Genomic DNA, 17,727 nt, shown 5'->3' with positions numbered 1-17,727 from the left:
CTCCCCTGCCGGGTCCGGCCTCCTCCCTACTCGCCTGAGCCGAAGCTCGAGATGTCGCCCACCAGGCGAGTGTGGTCCGCGGGAACCGGGTCCACAGCGGCGCGCGCGACCTCAGCCGCGAACTCCGCAACGTTGTACAGCTTGCCCGCCTGCTCGCGTCGCTCGTCGATCGCGCCGGGGTTCAGACGATTCAGCAGCGTCGCCGTCACGGTGCCCTCGATCATGTCGCCGGAGACCACCGTGAAGCCGATGCCGCGCTTTTCGAGTTCGGGGATGCGCTCGCGCAGGGCGTCCTCCCCGGCCCGCTTCGACTCGGCCACCGGCACGTACTCCGGCATCGTGGGGGTCGTGCGGATGAAGTGCGCCTGATGGCTGGTGACGAACACGACCCGCGATCCCTCGCCCATGAGCGGCAGTGCCGCGTCGAGCACCGAGAGCTGCGCGTCGCGGTTGAGCTTCAGCGCGTAGTCCTCTTCCATGCCGCTCTCCATGCCGCCGGAGGCATTGAGCACCAGAATGTCGAGGCCTCCGAATTCGCGCTCGACCGCGTCGAACATGCCCTGCACCGACGCGGGGTCGGTGAGGTCGGCGCCCTGTACGAGCGCGCGCACCCCGAGCTCGCGGAACTGGGCGGCGAGCTTCTCCGCACGCGGCGCCTTATTGCGGAAGTTGACCACGACGTCAGCGCCGGCCTCGGCGAAGTAGCGCGCAGTGTCTGCGCCGATCCCTCGCGACGATCCGGTCACCAATGCGCGGCGACCCGCGAGGCTGCCGGGCTCGAGAATCTGGGTCACATGAACTCCTCAGTTGTGCTGATATCTCCGTCAAGGGTACTGGAACCGAGGCGGGAAGCCGCTGGCGCCGCGATTGAGGGGACTGATCGCCGCGAGATCAAGGGGGTGAGCGGGGGCTATCGCGCGGACCAGAGCGAGAGGTACGCTGCAGGAGGAGGTACGGGCGCCTGCGACACGTAGGCGCAGACACGAGGGGGTTCCCAAATGGCCGATCGAACACTCCGCGGAACGCGCATCGGAGCGACCAGTTTGCAGGGCGAGGTGGGCGTCGAGCTCTCGCCGCGCAAGCCCGTCGAGTACCTGACGGATCGGGGCGCGCGGTTCACCGTGATGTTCGACGCCGACGCCGAGCCGCCGGTCGAGTGGTTCGACCAGAAGAGCGGCGAGGTCGGCTTCCTCGATGACGAGGCCGGACGCGCGGCGCGGGCCGAGTTCGAGGAGAAGGGATCCTCGCAGCGCACCCCGTGGGACATGCTCATCGAGCGGCGCTCGCGCGAGGAGCTCGAGGAGCTGCTCGAGGAGCGCCTGCAGCTCCTGCGCCAGCGCCGCGGCACCTCGAAGTAGCGAGCGCTACTCCGCGTTGTAGACCACCCGGCCCGCCACGATCGTGACGCGGTTCATGGTGCGGTAAATCTCGGCGCTCGGGCCCTGGAACGGATCGCGATCCGCGATCGCGAGATCCGCCACCTCGCCCACCGCGATCCGCCCGCCGGGCAGTCCCAGTAGGTCGTGCGACCCGAGCGTGTACGCGCGCAGCATCACGCTCAGACCGACCGCCTCCTCAGAGTTGAGCGCCGGCAGCTCCGTCTCCTCGGGCTCTCGCCGGTTGACCGCCACGTGGATCGCCTGCCACGGGTCGGGCGTCGACACCGGCCAGTCGGAGCCGCACGCGAGCGCCGCCCCGGCCCGCAGCAGCGAGCCGAAGGGGTACTGCCACTTCGCCCGCTTCTCCCCCAGCAGCGGCAGCGTCAGCTCGGCCATCTGAGGGTCGATCGCCGCCCACAGCGTCTGCAGGTTCGCCGTGACACCCAGCTCGGCAAAACGCGGGATGTCGACCGGGTCGACGATCTGCAGGTGGGCGATGTGGTTGCGCACGCGCGCGCGATCCCGCGCGGGCACGAGGGCGACCGCGTCGAGCGCGATTCGCGCGGCCCGGTCCCCGATCGCGTGTAAGTGCACATTGAACCCGTTCGCATTGAGCAGCGGGACGAGCTCGTTCAGCTCCTCCGGGCTGAAGTAGGCGAGTCCGGTCCCCCGCGCGCACGAGCACTCGTCGAGGTACGGGTCCTCCATCGCGGCGGTCTCGTTCTCCGCGACGCCGTCCACCATGATCTTCGCGGTGCTGAGGTCGAAGCCCTCAGCGCCGAAGCGCGCCCGACGCTCGATGAGGTCGTCGACGAATTCGGGGATGCTCTTGCCGTCGAAGCCCCGCGCAACCCAAAGGGCGCCGGTCGCCCGACCGACGAGTTCTCCCGAGTCGAACAGCGCGCGGTACTCGGGGGTGAAGTCCGGGTAGCCCGCGTACGCCCCGAGGATCGCCTCCTGCCACCCGACGATCCCGTACTCGAACAGTCGCCGCTGCCCCGCGAGGATTCCGGCGCGCACCTCGTCGCTCGTCGTGCGAGGGAGGACGTGGTCGAGCAGTTCCGCCGCACCCTCGTGAAGGGTGCCGCTCGGCGAGCCGTCCGCATCGCGCTCGATCCGCCCGTCGACCGGGTCCGGGGTGCTCGCGTCGATCCCCGCGAGCTCGAGCGCCCGGGTGTTCGCCCAGGCCCCGTGGTGGTCGGCGTTGATGAGGAAGACCGGTCGGTCGGGAACGACGCGGTCGAGCAGTTCGCGTCGCGGCGTGCCCCCCGGATAGTGCGGCATGTGCCAACCGCCGCCCACGATCCACTCGACCTCCGGGTGCGCGGCGGCGTACTCCGCGACCAGCGCGAGCGTCTCGTCGGCATCTGCCGCTTCGCTCAGCTCGCACCGCGTGAGCTCGATGCCCCCGATGCCCGCGTGCACGTGCGCGTCGACGAACCCGGGCGTGACGAGGCCGCCGGCGGCGTCGATCTCGCGCACCGCCGCGAACTGCTCGCGCAGCTCCTCCCCGCCGACCGCCACGATACGGCCGTCGCGGATCGCGATCGCCGATGCGCTCGCGCCCTCCTCGCCCGTCCAAACGGTGGCGGAGTGGATGAGCAGATCGGCGGCGTTGCCGGTCGTTGCGTGGGTCATGTGCGTTCCTGTCTCGATGGCGGATCGAAGCCTGCGGCTTCAGAGGGGTCGACGCCGAGGTGCAGCGCGAACATCTCGATGTACCGGCGCAGCAGGCTGAGGAACGTTGCCTCAGCGATGACTGGCTGCTCGGTGCGGTCGCGGGTGATCTCGGCGAGAAGCGGGGCGCCGTGCCGCAGCGCGAGGCCCGAGTCGAGCATCAGCTCCTCGGCGTTCCACTCGTACGCGAAGCCGAGCGCGAGGTGTTCGAGGCCGATCACCGCCTCGTAGGAGCGCGTAAGATCCCAACCGGCCTCCGACATCATGCGGAGAAACCCCTCGTACATGCGCAGGGTCGGCGCGTCGCGCACCGGTGTGGTACTCAGCGTCTGGATCGTGTTGGGGTGCGTCGCAAACGCGCGGTAGTAAGAGACCCCGAACGCGAAAAAGGCCTCCCGCCACTCGAGACCGGACTCGGAGGGATCGATGATCCCCTCGATCACGAGCCCTCGCACGAGGTCGACGATCTGATCCTGACCCTCGATGTGGTGGTACAGCGATGGCGCGCGCACGCCGAGGCGGCTCGCGAGCGCCAACATCGTGCACCCGGCCCATCCTCGCTCGTCGATGATCTCCAGCGCGGCCTTCGCGATCACTCCCCGGTCGAGGGGCGGCCTCCGGGGTCGCCCCGAGCGACGAGGCGACTGCACGTCCTCTGCCACTCCGCCCATCATGCCTCCTCAGCCTCGTGGAGCATCGCCCGACCCTCGACGCGAGCACACGGCGCACATCAGGTGAACACGTCATGTCTCGAATTGGTCACGCTGCCGCGTCAGTCGGCAATCGGGCCTTGCGCTTGAAATCTAACACCATTAGTTTTAGGCAGCACAAGAGCTTGCACCGGCGCAAGCGGATGCGGAGAAGGTACGCGCGCATGACCACGCCAATCCCCACCATCAGCAGTTTTGATCGAATCGATCCCCAGGATTCGCCCTCGCGCGAGCTGACCATCCGCGGGGCGAGCAAAACGTTCACGACACCCGAGAAGGCCGTCGTCCACGCGATCGACGACGTCTCGTTCACCATTAACCAGGGCGAATTCTTCGTCATGCTCGGCCCCTCCGGCTGCGGCAAGACCACCCTGCTGCGCAGCATCGCGGGCCTCGAGACGCTCGATGACGGCGAGATCCTGCTCGGTTCGCGGCGGATCGACCAGCTCGCTCCGCACGCGCGGCCGGTCAATACGGTGTTCCAGTCCTACGCCCTGTTCCCCCACCTGACTATCGCGGAGAACGTCGCGTTCGGGCTCGAGATGGAGCGGAAGCCGAAGGCGGAGGTGCAAGCGCGCGTCGCGGAGATGCTCGAACTCGTGCAGCTCTCGCAGATGGCGAACCGCAAGCCGGCGCAGCTCTCGGGCGGCCAGCAGCAGCGCGTCGCCCTCGCCCGGGCGCTCGCGAAGCAGCCCGAGGTGCTCCTCCTCGACGAGCCGCTCGCGGCGCTCGATCTCAAGCTTCGCCGCGGGATGCAGTCCGAGCTCAAGCGCCTCCAGCGCACCACGGGAATCACCTTCGTGTTCGTCACCCACGATCAGGAGGAAGCGCTCAGCATGGGCGACCGGATCGCGGTCTTCAACAACGGTCGCCCCGAGCAGATCGGCACGCCGGAGGAGATCTACGAGAAGCCCGTCAGTCGCTTCGTCGCCGACTTCATCGGCGAGACCAACCTCGTGAAGACCGAGGCGCAGCGCCCCGCCGGCCCCGATGGTCCGATCCAGGTCCAGTTGCCGGGCGGCGACCTCGTCGAACTCCCCAAGAACGTGCCGACCCCCGACGGCACCGTCACCTTCACGGTTCGGCCCGAGCGGATCAGCCTCACGCCGAGCGGCCCGAAGTTCGCGACCGGCACCGTGACCAAGCTCGTCTACATGGGCACCGACCTCCGCTGCGTCGTCGAGCTCGCGGACGGCACCGAGTTCGCCCTCCGCGTGCCGCCGCCCTTCCCCGAGGCGCTGCGCCCGGGTGCGGAAGTGCCCCTCCACGCCGAGCCGACCGCGCTGCGGCCGATCCTGCCCGACACCGAGCACGGTGCGGGTCGATGACCGCGCCCGCATCGGCCCCGGCTCCCGCCACGGAGGAGCCGCGCGCGATCCCGGATCCGGCGCCGCGTCGTGCGCCCCGCCGGGAACCGAAGCGTCCCGGCCAGTTCGGCTGGCTCGCGAGCACCCCGGCGATCCTGATCGGCCTGCTCTTCACGGTCGGCCCGCTCGCCATCATCGTGATGTTCTCGTTCATGTCACGGCCCCCGCAGGGCGGCGGCGTCGTGTACGAGTTCTCGCTCGAGCCCTACACGAGCTTCCTCTTCCAGAGCGACTTCCTCGGGAACACGAGCTTCGACCCCCGCTATCTCGAGGTCTTCGGCGACTCCGTATGGCAGGCGGCGGTGACCACCCTGGTGTGCCTCCTGCTCTCGTTCCCGCTCGCGCTCTGGATGGCGACGCGCACGGAGAAGCTGCAGAACTTCCTCGTGCTCATCGTCACGATCCCTTTCTGGACGAATCTCCTGGTGCGCACCTACGCCTGGATGCTCATCCTCAACGACAACGGGATCATCAACTCGGCGGCGAAGTCGATGGGCTTCGGTTCCCTTGAGCTGCTCTACACGCCGTTCGCCTCCCAACTCGGTCTGATCTACACGTTCTTGCCGTTCATGGTTCTGCCGATCTACTCGTCGCTCGCGGGCTTCGACTTCCGGCTCGCGGAGGCTGCGTACGATCTCGGCGCCCAGAAGATGACGGTGCTGCGGCGGATCATTCTGCCGATCGCGACCCCGGGGATCATCTCGGGCATTCTGCTGGTATTCATGCCCGCATTTGGTTCCTACGTGCAGCCGGTGCTGCTCGGCGGCGGCAAGGTGCTCCTGATCGGCAACCTGATCGCCTCGCAGTTCGGCGACGCGCGCAACTGGCCGTTCGGGGCGGCGCTCTCGGTGATCATCCTCGTCATGCTCATGATCGCGCTCATTGCGATCGCGTTCTACTCGCGCAAGTCGGGTCGAAAGGTGGAGATCTCACTATGACCGACGTCATCCGCACCCACGCGCCCTCGGGGCCGCGCGCGAAGAGCAAGCGCCCGAACCGCGCGCTCCGCCTGCGAGACTTCCCCGGCGTCGCCGCGATCTCGATCATCGCGCTCGTCTTCCTGTACGTTCCGATCGCGATCACGACGATCTACGCATTCAACGACGGCGACTCGGCGCTGATCTGGAAGGGGTTCAGCGTCCGCTGGTTCGGCGATGTCGCGCAGAACGCCAATCTCCTGAGCTCCGTGTGGATCTCGCTGCAGATCGCGATCATTGCGACCCTCGTCTCGACGGTGTTCTCGATTCTCTTCGCACTTGCAGTCGAGCGGCTTCGCAGGCAGGGAAGCGCGATCGCAACAGGCATCCTCACCGCACCGCTCGTGATCCCCGAGATCGTGCTCGCAGTCGCGACGCTCGGCTTCATCCGGCTCATCGGCCTGCAGCCCGGAATGCTTGCGCTGATCCTTGCGCACACCTCCTTCTGCATCCCGTTCGCACTCATGCCGATCCGCGCGCGCCTCAAGGGCCTCGGATCGAGCTACTTCGAGGCCGCGACGGACCTCGGCGCGAGCAGTTGGCAGATGTTCCGGCGGATCACGCTGCCGCTCCTGACTCCCGGCATCATCTCGGGCGCAATCCTCGCGTTCGTGATCTCGCTCGACGATTTCATCATCTCGAACTTCCTCTCCGCGGCCGGAGCGACCCCGCTCCCGGTCTACCTCTTCAGCATGATTCGCCGCGGTGCGAGCCCGGCAGTCAACGTCGTCGCGACGTTGCTGCTGATCCTCGCCATCGTGGTCACGACCATCACATTCCTGCAGTCACAACGAAGGAGCAAGCAGCATGACTAGCCGAATCACGGGGCCTCGCATTCTTGCGGCCCTCGCCCTCACCGCCGCGGGCGCACTCACCCTCACCTCTTGCGGCGGCGGGGTCAGCGACTCCGCCGGCGGAGGAGGTGGAGGCGGCGACACCGAGACCTCCACCGAGTTCGTCGAGGCGACGAGCGGGGAGGTGAACTTCTACACCTGGAGCGACTACTACCCCGAAGAGCTCGTCAAGAAGTTCAAGGAGGACACGGGCATCACGCTGAACGTCGACTACTTCGACAGCAACGAGAGCCTTGAGGCCAAGCTGCGCGCCTCTGACGGTGCGGGTTACGACGTCGTCGTGCCGAGCGACTACATGGTGCAGATCCTCGCGAACGACGGCCTGCTGCTCGACTTCGATTCGCAGAGCCTCCCGAACGGCGGCAACATCAAGGACGACTTCCTCGACGTCTACTTCGACGAGGGCCGCAAGTACTCGACGCCGTACCTCTACGGCACGACGTCGTTCGCGTACGACACCGACGTCATCAGCGAGGACCTGACCTCGTGGAAGGACTACTTCAACCCGCCGGAGTCCGCCGGCAAGGTGGGCATCATGAACGACCAGGTCGAGGTCGTCAACAGCGCGCTCCGCGCGACGGGAGGAGAGTTCTGCACGACCGACGGGGCGCAGCTCCAGGCGGCGCAAGACATCCTCACGGACTTTAAGCCGCGCGTGGGCACCATCAACAGCGACGGCATCCTCGAGCGACTCGCCAACGGTGAGCAGACCATGGCGATGATCTGGAATGGCGCGGCGCATCGCGCGATGCAGGATCGCCCCTCGCTGAAGTTCGTCTACCCCGAAGAGGGCATCGCGCTCTGGCAGGACAACTTCACGATCCCGATCGGCGCGAAGAACGTCGACCAGGCGAAGACGTTCCTGAACTGGATGCTCGAGCCCGAGAACATGGCTGTCGCGGTGAACTTCCAGGCGTACGCTTCGGGCGTCGAGGGCACCGACGAGCTCATGACCGACGAGCTGAAGAACAGCACGGCGATCACGATGCCCGAGGGCTACGACCTCGCGAAGCCGGTCGCTCCCTGCTCGAACGATGAGCTGAGCAACTACACGAAGATCTTCGAGACCTTCAAGGGCTAATCGGAGGATTCACCGGAAGGGGGCGTCGCGGCATCAGCCGCGGCGTCCCCTTCGTCGTGCCACGATCGAGCCGGTGGCGCCCGCGACGAAGCCGAGCGCGCCGATCGCGACGGCCGCGCTCGCGATCCCCGCGCCGAAGACGAGCGCCGGGGTCGTGCCGTTGACCAGCGGCACCGTGCCGAGCAGCGCGTCCGCGGTGAAGGGCTTGAGCCGGTCGACGTCCGAACCGTCCGGAGCGACGAGCGCGCTCGTGCCAACGGTCGAGATGTTCACGACCGCTCGCCCCGTCTCGATCGCCCGCAGGCGCGCGATCGCGAGCTGCTGCGCGCTCTCATCGGTACGCCCGAAGTCGGCGTTGTTCGTCTGCGCGAGGATCACCTCGGCGCCGTCCTGCACCGAGCGGACGGCCTGGTCGTCGAAGATGATGTCGAAGCAGATCGCGATCCCCGCGCCCACAACGCCGACCGGAGTGTCGAGCGGCAGCACGGGCGATCGCTCCCCCGATCGGTACTCGAGCTGCACCAGGTCGACGAGATCCGGCACGAGCGCGTGGAAGAAGTCGCGATTCGGCATGTACTCGGCGAAGGGCACGGGGAAGCGCTTGTCGTACCGCAGATCCGCCACCTCGCCGTCGCCGTCCCACACGAGCGTCGAATTCGTATAAGTGCCGTCGGGGTCGCGCAGCACCGATCCGACGACGATCGGAGCGCCGGCGCGCTTGGCGAGCTGCTGCACCCGGAGGCCGCCGAACACGTTGTCGCGCAGCTCGAACTCCGCGCTGTTCTCGGGCCACACGATAAGGTCGACCTGGTCCCCGGTCTCCTCGAGGCGGTCGAGCAGCTCGTCAGTCGCCGTCAGGTGATCGGCGAGCACCGAGCCGTTCTCGCGGTCGTCGAACACACCCGACTTTGAATTCCCCTGCACGGCCGCCACCCGGAGGCTGCCGGTCTCGGGGAGCGGCGCCGCCGGAACCACGGCGAGCAAGAGGAGGATCGCCACGGCGCACACACTGGCGGCAGCGCCGCGCAGCGACCGCGAGCGGCGAGCAGGCGCCGGAGTTCCCCCCACCGCGTCATCCGCCGCGCGTCTCCCCCTGGATCGGTCACTCGTTGTGGTTATGCGCTCGATTAACCACAACAACTGACCGGTCCAGGTGTTGCTCCCGGCCCGGGGCTTGCTCCCGGCCCAGGTGTTGCCCCGGCCCCAGTGCGAGAACAGCGCCGCGACGGGAAGCGCGCATGCGAGCGCGATAACGCCGCTGAGCCCGGCGAAGCCGAGCCACGAGACCGCCTGCGCGAGCGGGCCGTCGGCCTGGGTGTGGGCAAGCCGACCCCAGGCGAACCCGCCGTACGGCCACGCCCCCTGAATCTGCTCGCGGGCGACCCACAGCCCGGCGAAGGTGAACGCCTGGGCGGCGAGCAGCGCCCCCGGAGGGAGCCCCCGGCGGCGGGGACCCGGAGCGCGCTCGAGCCGATCCGCCGCCTGCACGAGCCGCGCGAGACCGCGCGTCGCGACCGCCGCGGACAGCCCGAACAGTGCGAACCACGCGGTCATCACGGCCACCAGCGCGGACCACGGGATCGGCCCGAGGTACAGGGTGAGCCAACTGATGTGCGGCCCCCAGAACGCGAAGCCCGCGAGCGCTCCCGAGAGCAGGCCGACCGCCGGGCACTGCTGCCAGAGCGCCGCGGCAATGAGCAGGGCGGCCGGGAACGCGAGGAACCACAGCGACAGCGACGGCCCGGAGGCGTCGAGCAGTAATCCTCCCGCTACTGCCGCGACGGCCGCGGCCCACCACCGGAGTCGAGGCGGCGCGGCCCACATGGTGCGACCACTCCCACGAGATGCGCGATCCGCCCCGCCACCCGCCAGCACGGCGAAGGCGGAGCGGGCCAGGGGGCCTCGCGCATCGACCCCGCTCACGAGGTGCTGGACGCTTCCACGATGCCGCGGCGCACGCTCCGCTTCGCCTCGCGGGCGAGCTTCGCGAGCGCCCCGAGGCGGTCCTCGTCGAGCCCGTCGAACACGGCCGACTCGCACGCCTGCGCGACCTGGTCGAGGAGGTCGATCGTCTGCTTCGCCCAGCGCACGAAGTCACCCGCGCCGATGCCCGAGGAGAGGAGCACCTGCTCGATCGGGCGGCCCGAAGCCCAGGCGTGCATGGTCGAGGCCATGCCGGCGTGCGGCATCTCACCGCGGGAGAGACGGGAGCGCTCGGCCAGGTCGTCGAGGCGCTCCCACGTGTCGAGCACGCGATCGTGCGCCGCAGCGAAGGCCGCGCCGCCGGGGAGTCGCGGCTCCCCCTCGTCGTCCCGTCGCGGCTCGTAGCTGAGCATGCAGCACATCGCGGCGAGGCCCGCCGCATCGAGACCGCGCCACGCGTCCTCGCGAATGCACTCGGCGACGAGTAGGTCTCGCTCGCCGTAGATGCGCCGCAGCAGGTTGCCCCATTGCGTGACGTTCAACTCGCCCTGGCGATCCTGCTCGAGGTAGTCGAGCTCGAGCAACTGGTCGACGACGCGGTCGAAGGTGCGGGCGATCGTGCCGGTGCGCGAGGCGATCTGACGGCGACCGCGCTCGATGCGACGGCGGAGTTTGCGCGCGCGATCCTCCCAGCGCTTCCGATCCGAGCCCTGCGCGCGCGCCGCTGCCTTATCGTAGCCCGCGAGCGACTCCTGCTCGCTCCGCAGCTCGCGCGCCTGATCGACGACGGCGCGATCCGCCTGGAACTGCGCGAACGACAGCTCGAGCATCTCGCGGGCGCGGGCGCGATCCATGCGCTGCAGCAGGTTCACCGCCATGTTCGCGGTCGGCCGGAAGCTCGACCGCACGGGGAAGGATCGCGCTCCCGCGAGGTGCGCGAGCGCCTCGAGATCGACGCCCTCGTTCCACACCACGACGGCGTGCCCCTCGTGGTCGATGCCGCGACGCCCTGCGCGGCCCGTGAGCTGAGTGAACTCGCCCGAGGTCAGCGGCACCCGCTGCTCGCCGTTGAACTTGTCGAGCCGCTCGATGACCACGGCGCGAGCGGGCATATTGATGCCAAGCGCGAGGGTCTCCGTCGCGAACACGAGCTTCACGAGCCGCCGCTGGAAGAGGTGCTCGACCACGGACTTGAAGGCGGGCAGCAGGCCGGCGTGGTGCGCGGCGACGCCCCGCTCAAGCCCGGCGAGCCACTCACGCACGCCGAGCACCCGCTGTTCTTCGTCGGTCATGCCCGCGATTTCAGCTCGGGCAACGCGGCGGATCTCCTCGCGCTCCTCGCGCGAGGTCAGAGCGATGCCTTCGACGAGGCACTGGCGCACGGCCTGGTCGCAGCCGTTGCGGCTGAAGATGAAGACGATCGCGGGAAGCAAGCTCGTTTCATCGAGCGCACGGGCGATGTCGGATCGCGAGATACGCTTCGTGCGTCGCACCGGGGGCCGCCCGCGTGAGCGACCCGAGCGGTAGCTGTCGCGCCCCGACTCCGAGCCGGGGCCGCGCCCGTTTCCACCGCCGCGCCCGTTGCCCCCGCCGCGCCCGCCACCTCGCCCGTCGAGCGCGTAGAGCTCCGGGTTCACGCGGCCCCCGGTGCTGCGCTCCCCCGCGCGGTCGACGTAGAGCGGCAGCAGCGCACGAGACGTCAGCACGTGCTGGTAGAGCGGCACCGGCCGGTGCTCCGAAAGCACCACGTCGGTGTCGCCCCGCACCGCGTGCATCCAGTCGCCGAACTCCTCGGCGTTCGACACGGTCGCCGAGAGGCCGACGATCTTCACGCGCTGCGGCAGGTGGAGAATGATCTCCTCCCACACCGCGCCGCGGAAGCGATCGCCGAGGTAGTGCACCTCGTCGAGCACAACGCACTCGAGCTCGTCGAGCGCGTCGGAGCCCGCGTAGATCATGTTGCGCAGCACCTCGGTCGTCATGACGATGATCGGGGCGTCGCCGCGGAGGTTGACGTCGCCGGTGAGGAGTCCGACCTCGTCCTCACCGTACACGTCGCAGAGCTCGTGGAACTTCTGGTTCGACAGCGCCTTGATGGGCGCCGTGTAGAAGATGCGCGCGTTGCGCTCGCGGCGCGCGAGATACACGGCGAACTCCGCGACCGTCGTCTTGCCGGAGCCCGTGGGCGCGGCGACGAGCACGCTCCGGCCCTCCTCGAGCCGCTCGCACGCCGTACGCTGGAACGCGTCGAGCGGGTAATCGAGCCCAGCCGCGAATGCGTCGACGGCGCTCTCCCCCGCTGCCAAGCCAGTGCTCATGTCATCCCCTCGCCGACTGTGCCTAAACCGAACCGCCTGTGCCTACTACCTACTGCATCCTGCGAGTCACCCGCCGCGCGTCGCAAGCGGATCAGTCGCGCCGCGAACCGCGGCGCCGATCCTCGGCCCCACCGAGGCTCTCGGGCTCATCGTCGAGCCCGTACTCCGCGAACTCGGCCGCGCGGCGCTTGTCGACCCGCCGATCATGCATGATCGCGACCCCAGCCGCTCCGAAATACAGCACGATGATGGGTGCCGCGAGGAGGAACATGCTCATGAGATCGGCCGCGGGCGTCGTGATCGCGGCGAACAGCACGATGAGCAGGATCGCGATGCGCCAGCTCTTCAGGATCGACATGCCGCGAAGCACCCCGATGAAGTTGAGCATCACCAGCAGCACCGGAAGAACGAAGCCCACGCCGACGGCGAGCAGCAGCTTGACCGCGAAGTCGAGGTAGGTGCGCGCATTGAGGTTGAACGTGTCTTCGGTCGGCTGGAAGCTCGCCATGAGGCGCACGATGTTCGGGAGCACCATCCACCCGGCGAACGCGCCGCCGAGGAAGAGCGGCACTGCGGCCGCGAGGAACCCGACTCCGGTCAGCTTCTCCTTGCGCGTGAGACCGGGCGCGAGGAACGCCCAGATCTGATACAGCCACACGGGCGAGGCGATGATCACCGCGATGAAGAGCGAAATCTGCACCTTCGTGTCGAAGCCGCTCGAGATGTCGCCGTACGAGATCTGCGCGTCGCGCCCCACATTGGCGAGATCCGTGATCGGGCGGCGCAGCATGTCCCACACCCAGCCCGAGAGCAGCCAGCCCGCGACGAGTGCCACGGCGATCGCGATCGCCGCGATCATGAGGCGCTTGCGGAACTCCACGAGATGCTCTCCGAGACTCATCCGCCCTTCCGGATTGCGCCGATTCCGCCCCTGCTCCGCCATTGCTTTAGTGTATCCCAGCGCGCCCGGCAAACCGGCGCGTCACCAGCCGTACGCTGCGAGAGCGCGGGCCGACCATTCGCGCACACTCGCGCGCGCTCCCTCGGGTGAGACGATCTCGATCTCCCCCGGGAGCACCTGCACGATTTGCACCGACGCGCCCGGGTGCCACGCCTCGACGCGCAGGCGTACGCGGCCGTCCGCTTCCTCGCCGAGGATCTCGGGATCGAAGGCCCCGAGACGCGGGAGGGCTCGGCGGGTCGCGAGCGCGACGATATCGAGCGAGCGCCCGTCGTGGCCGGAGGTACTGGTGGCGCTGGAGGTGCCGGAGGTATCCGCGCGGGGCGCGTGCGCTTCCGAGGGCGCCGGCTCCCCCGCCACCCCACGAGCGTCGCACGGTGCGGCTTCCGCCCACCCGAGCTCACTCATCTGGTCGACGCGGAACGTGCGATCCGCCGCCCGATCCCAGCAATATCCCCGCAGATACCAGCTGCCGTCGCGCTGCGAGAGCGAGTCCGCGCGCACCCGGCGGCGCGACTCGGCGCCAGAGGCGTCGCGGTAGGTGAACGCCACAGAGCGATCCGCCTCGACGGCCTCGATCAACCAGGGCAGGCGCGGATCCGCCTCGCGCTCCGGGAGCGACACGCCGACCGCGCCCGAAGCGCCGAGCGACCCGCCGAGCTTCGCCGCCGTCCGTCGGGCGAGTTCAGCGTCGTCAGCGCCGAGCATCGGGGTGAGCGCTTGCAGCCCCGCGATGAGCGCGGCCGTCTCGAGCGGCGAGAATCGGGGCGCCTCCTCGACCGCGACCGTGCGCGTGAGGCTCACGAGGTCGTGCTGCTCGAGCGCTTCCCAGTCGATGTCGAAGAGATCTTCGTCCTGGTAGCTGAGCGTCTCGCCCGGCACGCCCGCGGTGCCCAGGAACCGCACGAGGGTGCGCACGAGCGGTGGCTGCACGCCGAATCGCTCGGACAGCTCGGTCACTGTGGCGGGGCCGGACTCGCGGAGGTAGGCGACGAGCGCGAGCAGAAAGGTGACGCGATCGGGAGCGAGGAGGGCCTTACGCACGGGCGGCCTCCTGGGGCACATGGGCGGAGGCCGCGATGCCGCGACCGTGGGCAGCCGCGATTTTGCGGATTCCCTCGATCACCAGCTCGCGCAACTCCTCGGGTTCGCACACCGAGACGTCGGGGCCGAACCCGATGAGCTCGTTCGCGAGCACGAAGCGGTCGAGCACCCCGAGTTCGAGGAACACGTGGTCGCCCTCCGAGCGCGTCACCTGCGCGTCCGCGCGGGAGGAGAGTCGCGCTTCGGCGATGCTCCCCCGCCGTACGCGGAGCAGCGCACGGTGGTCGGCGCGCAGGCGCTCCAGGTCGGCGACGGCGGGCTGGATCGCCTCACGCAGGGCGGGGTCGAACTCGTCAGCGAGCACGCGCACCTCACCCTCGATCCGCGCGAGCAGGAACGTGCGGGCCGCATCGCGCTCGAGATCCCACGACACGAGGTGCCACCGGCCCTCAGCGCGGTGCAGCTGCAGCGGGGCGACGCGGCGCGCAAGCGCTGCGTCGCGATCCGGCATCCGGTAGTCGAAGGACACCGCACGACCCGCGTCGATCGCGCGCTGCAGCGGCGCCGCCGCGGGTTCGACCGAGCCGAGGCGCGGCGCGACGCCGAGGTGCTGCACGTCGAGCCCGGCACCGAGCGCCTCGAGCTTCATCGCGGCACGGCGCGATTCGGCGCTCAGGCTGCCCTCGCTCCAGGCGAGCGCAGCGAGGCGCAGCAGCATGAGCTCCCGCTCCGTGAAAGTGAGCCCTCGTGGGAACTGCAGCACATCCTTCGCGATCCGGTAGCGCGTCAACTGGTTGTTGCCGACCTCGCCGGGGTCGTCGAAGGTCTCGATCTGAATGCCGAGCGAGCGCAGCTGATCCTTGTCGCGCTCGAACTGCTTCTCGAGGGCGACGGACGCCGCGCCGTGCTCGTAGCGCTCGCGATACCCGTAGACGGTGGAGAGCAGATCACGCTTCGTCGCACCCTGCGGGCTCACGACGAGAGCGAGCACGAGGCTGAAGAGCCGCTGTTCGCCGGGCACCGAAGAGCGCGGGGCCCGCGGCGCCCCCTGCGACTCCGTGGAACTCCCGGGCATCGAGTGCCTCAGTTGACTCCGACGATGTCGACGACGACGACCCGCGCCAGCCCGCCGGACTCGTGCTCGACGATCACGACCTGCGACCCGACCTTCGCGCCCGTGAGCTCGGTGCGGAAGGTGTTGCCCGACATCTCGATGTCGTCCTGCGAGCCGATCATCACGACGCCCGAGTCCCACGTGTTCTGCTGAATGGTGCCGTTCCAGTCGACGGAGAGCACGTGGCCGATCACCGCGTCGCCCGCCTGCACAACCTTGCCGTCGCCCTCGATGCGCACGCCTGAGTGCATGCCTTCCGGCGCCTCCGTCGGGGGCAGCACGATGCCGGGCTGACCCTCATCGTTCGTGACCACCGCGGGGAAGCCGTTCGGCAGACCGCGCACGGGGCCGTCGGTGGCGCGCAGTGCAGAGCTCGTCCGCACGTCGATCACGCCGACGAGCGTGTCACCGGTCGGAGCGCCGAGCTGCGCACCCAGCTGAGCACTGTCCTCCGGGGAGAGCGCGAGCACCACGCGATCGCCGGGCACGCTGCAGCGCACGGCTTCACTGAGGGGATTCGCCGCGTCCTCGTCGACGAGCAGCATCTCGGGCATCGCGTTCGGGTCGTCGAAGCCGGGGCTCTGATAGAGCGCGTCGCCGCCGGAGGCCGCGAAGAACGCCATGTTCACGCCGACAAGCGAGTCCTCCACGGCGACGCGGCCGTCCTTCTCACCCTCTGCGACGACGGTCCGCTGGGTCGAGCTGATGGAGAGGTCCTCAGGAACCGAGATCTCTGGAATCTCGCCGAAGCTCCCGAGCACCTTCGTGCCGTCGCTCAGCGCACCGGGCTGCATCTTCGCGGAGCAGTCAGCGGCCTGCGCCTCCTGCGCGCTGCAGCCGGTGACCCCGGCGAGGAGCAGCACAGCAGCTGCGGTGGCGGGAAGGATGCGACGAAGCATGGGCACCTCTCGGAGAAGGATACGAACCCGGCTATCTTATCGAACCGGCACTGGGAGATTTCGTACCGCGCGGGGAGCGTTCGCAGCGGCACTCGCACCGTTCACAGCGGTCCGCGGGCTTTCGGACGAGCACCGCGAACTTTCGATGCAGGATCGCGGGTCGCCGGGCGGCTCGGCGCTGCGGGCCCGCCCGCGTCGCGCCGCTTACGCCTCCGGCAGATCCGCCCCGCGCTCCTCAGCGAACTGCCGCGCCTCCCGCACCTTCTTACGGAGCACCTTGTCGCTCTTCACTCGCTCGCCGACCGCCTCCGGCGACCACACCTCGTCGCTCGACGGAGCAGTGCCCTCGGGGCCGAGGTCGGGCAGCCAGTTGCCGAGATCCTCGTCGCTGAAGTCGCTCTTCGATGCGCGGCGCTTCAGCTCCGGCAGCACCGTGCCCGGGGCGAGGCGCCGCGCGGTGACGAGGAAGCCGGTGTGGCCGACCATGCGGTGATCGGGGCGCACGGCGAGGCCCTCAACGTGCCAGCCGCGCACCATGGTCTCGGAGGCCTGGGCGTGCGCGAAGGATCCGCTGCGACGAATCTGCTCGACCGTGCGCGAGAGCTGCGTCACCGTCGCGACGTAACAAATGAGTACGCCACCGGGCGTGAGCGCGTCGGCCGCGACATCGACGCACTCCCAGGGCGCGAGCATGTCGAGCACGACGCGGTCGACGGTGCCGTTCGCGCAGGTCGCGGGGAGCGTCTCCTGGAGGTCGCCGACCGTCACCGTCCAGTTCTCGGGCACGCGCCCGGAGAACGCGGCGACGTTGCCCCGCGCGACCTCGGCGAACTCCTCGCGGCGCTCGAACGAGAAGAGCTCGCCCGCGTCGCTGACGGCGCGCAGCAGGTGCAGCGAGAGCGCGCCGGAACCGACGCCCGCCTCGACGACGCGTGCGCCTGGGAAGATGTCGGCGAGCGAGAGGATCTGCGCGGCGTCCTTCGGATACACGATCGCGGCCCCGCGAGGCATCGACATCACGAAGTCGGAGAGCAACGGGCGCAGCGCGAGGTACTCCTCACCGCTGCTGTTCGCGACGACCGAGGCGTCGGGAAGCCCCACGATGTCGGCGTGCGGGATCACGCCGCGGTGGCTGTGGAACTCGCCACCCTCGATGAGCGTAATCGTGTTGAGGCGGCCCTTGGGCCCGGTGAGCTGTACGCGATCGCCGTACGCGAGCGGGCCGCGAAGCGCGGGGCCCGGCGCGGGAGCCGGGGTTGCGGGGCGGGCAGGATCGGCAGCGCCGGTCTCCGCTGCACCATTCACTCCGGCGCCGTCCTCGGCGTTCCTGAGCTTCGAGAACCGCGCTGCGAGTTCGCCGGCGTCGACGCCGTCGAGCGTGTCCCAGAACGCGTGGGCGGGCGCACCGGTCAGGTCGACCAGG

15 protein-coding genes are annotated in these 17,727 nt (G+C 69.2%); 5 read left to right on the top strand and 10 right to left on the bottom strand.

Annotated features, from left to right (window positions below):
* Positions 1-26: 26 nt before the first annotated feature.
* On the bottom strand, positions 27-794 hold the full coding sequence (locus tag WFH00_RS03845) for an SDR family oxidoreductase (protein WP_336659305.1): 768 nt from the start codon (positions 792-794) through the stop codon (positions 27-29).
* A gap of 204 nt (positions 795-998) precedes the next feature.
* Here WFH00_RS03845 and WFH00_RS03840 point away from each other — a divergent pair, with 204 nt between their 5' ends.
* Entirely contained in the window at positions 999-1,358 is a 360-nt protein-coding gene (locus WFH00_RS03840; protein ID WP_336659304.1) for an RNA polymerase-binding protein RbpA, read from the top strand.
* Positions 1,359-1,364: 6 nt separating this feature from the next.
* On the opposite strand, the gene WFH00_RS03835 is transcribed toward WFH00_RS03840, so the two are convergent.
* Positions 1,365-3,017, bottom strand: coding sequence for an amidohydrolase (locus tag WFH00_RS03835; protein ID WP_336659303.1), 1,653 nt, complete (start codon positions 3,015-3,017; stop codon positions 1,365-1,367).
* Positions 3,014-3,730 (bottom strand): TetR family transcriptional regulator, encoded by a 717-nt coding sequence (locus WFH00_RS03830; RefSeq protein ID WP_336659302.1) that lies wholly within the window; start codon positions 3,728-3,730, stop codon positions 3,014-3,016. Before WFH00_RS03830 ends, WFH00_RS03835 begins: the two co-directional genes overlap by 4 nt.
* A 200-nt stretch (positions 3,731-3,930) precedes the next feature.
* Between WFH00_RS03830 and WFH00_RS03825 the strand changes: the two genes are divergently transcribed.
* Genes WFH00_RS03825 through WFH00_RS03810 form a run of 4 tightly spaced genes read left to right on the top strand, consistent with a single transcriptional unit; the run spans position 3,931 to position 8,045 of the window.
* Positions 3,931-5,094 carry an ABC transporter ATP-binding protein gene (locus WFH00_RS03825; RefSeq protein ID WP_442918781.1) on the top strand — a complete coding sequence of 388 codons (1,164 nt, stop codon included), beginning with the start codon at positions 3,931-3,933 and terminating at the stop codon, positions 5,092-5,094.
* Positions 5,091-6,071 carry an ABC transporter permease gene (locus WFH00_RS03820; RefSeq protein WP_336659300.1) on the top strand — a complete coding sequence of 327 codons (981 nt, stop codon included), beginning with the start codon at positions 5,091-5,093 and terminating at the stop codon, positions 6,069-6,071. Before WFH00_RS03825 ends, WFH00_RS03820 begins: the two co-directional genes overlap by 4 nt.
* Positions 6,068-6,925 (top strand): ABC transporter permease, encoded by an 858-nt coding sequence (locus WFH00_RS03815; RefSeq protein WP_336659299.1) that lies wholly within the window; start codon positions 6,068-6,070, stop codon positions 6,923-6,925. The genes WFH00_RS03820 and WFH00_RS03815 overlap by 4 nt, the downstream gene beginning before the upstream one ends.
* Positions 6,918-8,045, top strand: a complete 1,128-nt coding sequence (locus WFH00_RS03810) for an extracellular solute-binding protein (RefSeq protein ID WP_336659298.1) — start codon at positions 6,918-6,920, stop codon at positions 8,043-8,045. The genes WFH00_RS03815 and WFH00_RS03810 overlap by 8 nt, the downstream gene beginning before the upstream one ends.
* A 33-nt stretch (positions 8,046-8,078) precedes the next feature.
* Here WFH00_RS03810 and lnt read toward each other — a convergent pair whose 3' ends face one another.
* The 7 genes from lnt to WFH00_RS03775 all read right to left on the bottom strand — a co-directional run bounded on the left by lnt (position 8,079) and on the right by WFH00_RS03775 (position 17,609).
* Positions 8,079-9,968, bottom strand: a complete 1,890-nt coding sequence (gene lnt, locus WFH00_RS03805; protein ID WP_336659297.1) for an apolipoprotein N-acyltransferase — start codon at positions 9,966-9,968, stop codon at positions 8,079-8,081.
* On the bottom strand, positions 9,965-12,286 hold the full coding sequence (locus WFH00_RS03800; RefSeq protein WP_336659296.1) for a DEAD/DEAH box helicase: 2,322 nt from the start codon (positions 12,284-12,286) through the stop codon (positions 9,965-9,967). The genes lnt and WFH00_RS03800 overlap by 4 nt, the downstream gene beginning before the upstream one ends.
* A gap of 91 nt (positions 12,287-12,377) precedes the next feature.
* Positions 12,378-13,229: a twin-arginine translocase subunit TatC gene (tatC, locus tag WFH00_RS03795; protein ID WP_336659295.1), complete on the bottom strand. Its 852-nt coding sequence runs from the start codon at positions 13,227-13,229 to the stop codon at positions 12,378-12,380.
* A gap of 39 nt (positions 13,230-13,268) precedes the next feature.
* The gene (locus tag WFH00_RS03790; protein WP_336659294.1) at positions 13,269-14,291 is read right to left on the bottom strand and encodes a helix-turn-helix transcriptional regulator; all 1,023 of its coding nucleotides are present in this window, start codon (positions 14,289-14,291) and stop codon (positions 13,269-13,271) included.
* A complete protein-coding gene (locus tag WFH00_RS03785; protein ID WP_336659293.1) occupies positions 14,284-15,366 on the bottom strand; it encodes a helix-turn-helix transcriptional regulator in 1,083 nt (360 codons plus the stop codon). Before WFH00_RS03785 ends, WFH00_RS03790 begins: the two co-directional genes overlap by 8 nt.
* An 8-nt stretch (positions 15,367-15,374) precedes the next feature.
* The gene (locus WFH00_RS03780; protein ID WP_336659292.1) at positions 15,375-16,304 is read right to left on the bottom strand and encodes a peptidylprolyl isomerase; all 930 of its coding nucleotides are present in this window, start codon (positions 16,302-16,304) and stop codon (positions 15,375-15,377) included.
* A 204-nt stretch (positions 16,305-16,508) separates the two neighbouring features.
* Positions 16,509-17,609, bottom strand: coding sequence for a tRNA (adenine-N1)-methyltransferase (locus WFH00_RS03775; RefSeq protein WP_336659732.1), 1,101 nt, complete (start codon positions 17,607-17,609; stop codon positions 16,509-16,511).
* Positions 17,610-17,727 lie beyond the last annotated feature (118 nt).

Source organism: Leucobacter sp. USHLN153 (assembly GCF_037145615.1).
GTDB lineage: Bacteria > Actinomycetota > Actinomycetes > Actinomycetales > Microbacteriaceae > Leucobacter.
Note: the sequence above shows the minus strand (reverse complement) of the source record. Positions and strands in the feature narration are given on the sequence as shown.

Excerpts from the sequence above, each read along its gene's own strand:
- WFH00_RS03840 (WP_336659304.1), top strand. The coding sequence starts at position 999 with ATGGCCGATCGAACACTCCGCGGAACGCGCATCGGAGCGACCAGTTTG.
- WFH00_RS03835 (WP_336659303.1), bottom strand. The coding sequence starts at position 3,017 with ATGACCCACGCAACGACCGGCAACGCCGCCGATCTGCTCATCCACTCC.
- WFH00_RS03830 (WP_336659302.1), bottom strand. The coding sequence starts at position 3,730 with ATGATGGGCGGAGTGGCAGAGGACGTGCAGTCGCCTCGTCGCTCGGGG.
- WFH00_RS03825 (WP_442918781.1), top strand. The coding sequence starts at position 3,931 with ATGACCACGCCAATCCCCACCATCAGCAGTTTTGATCGAATCGATCCC.
- WFH00_RS03820 (WP_336659300.1), top strand. The coding sequence starts at position 5,091 with ATGACCGCGCCCGCATCGGCCCCGGCTCCCGCCACGGAGGAGCCGCGC.
- WFH00_RS03815 (WP_336659299.1), top strand. The coding sequence starts at position 6,068 with ATGACCGACGTCATCCGCACCCACGCGCCCTCGGGGCCGCGCGCGAAG.
- WFH00_RS03810 (WP_336659298.1), top strand. The coding sequence starts at position 6,918 with ATGACTAGCCGAATCACGGGGCCTCGCATTCTTGCGGCCCTCGCCCTC.
- WFH00_RS03800 (WP_336659296.1), bottom strand. The coding sequence starts at position 12,286 with ATGAGCACTGGCTTGGCAGCGGGGGAGAGCGCCGTCGACGCATTCGCG.
- tatC (WP_336659295.1), bottom strand. The coding sequence starts at position 13,229 with ATGGCGGAGCAGGGGCGGAATCGGCGCAATCCGGAAGGGCGGATGAGT.
- WFH00_RS03785 (WP_336659293.1), bottom strand. The coding sequence starts at position 15,366 with ATGCCCGGGAGTTCCACGGAGTCGCAGGGGGCGCCGCGGGCCCCGCGC.
- WFH00_RS03780 (WP_336659292.1), bottom strand. The coding sequence starts at position 16,304 with ATGCTTCGTCGCATCCTTCCCGCCACCGCAGCTGCTGTGCTGCTCCTC.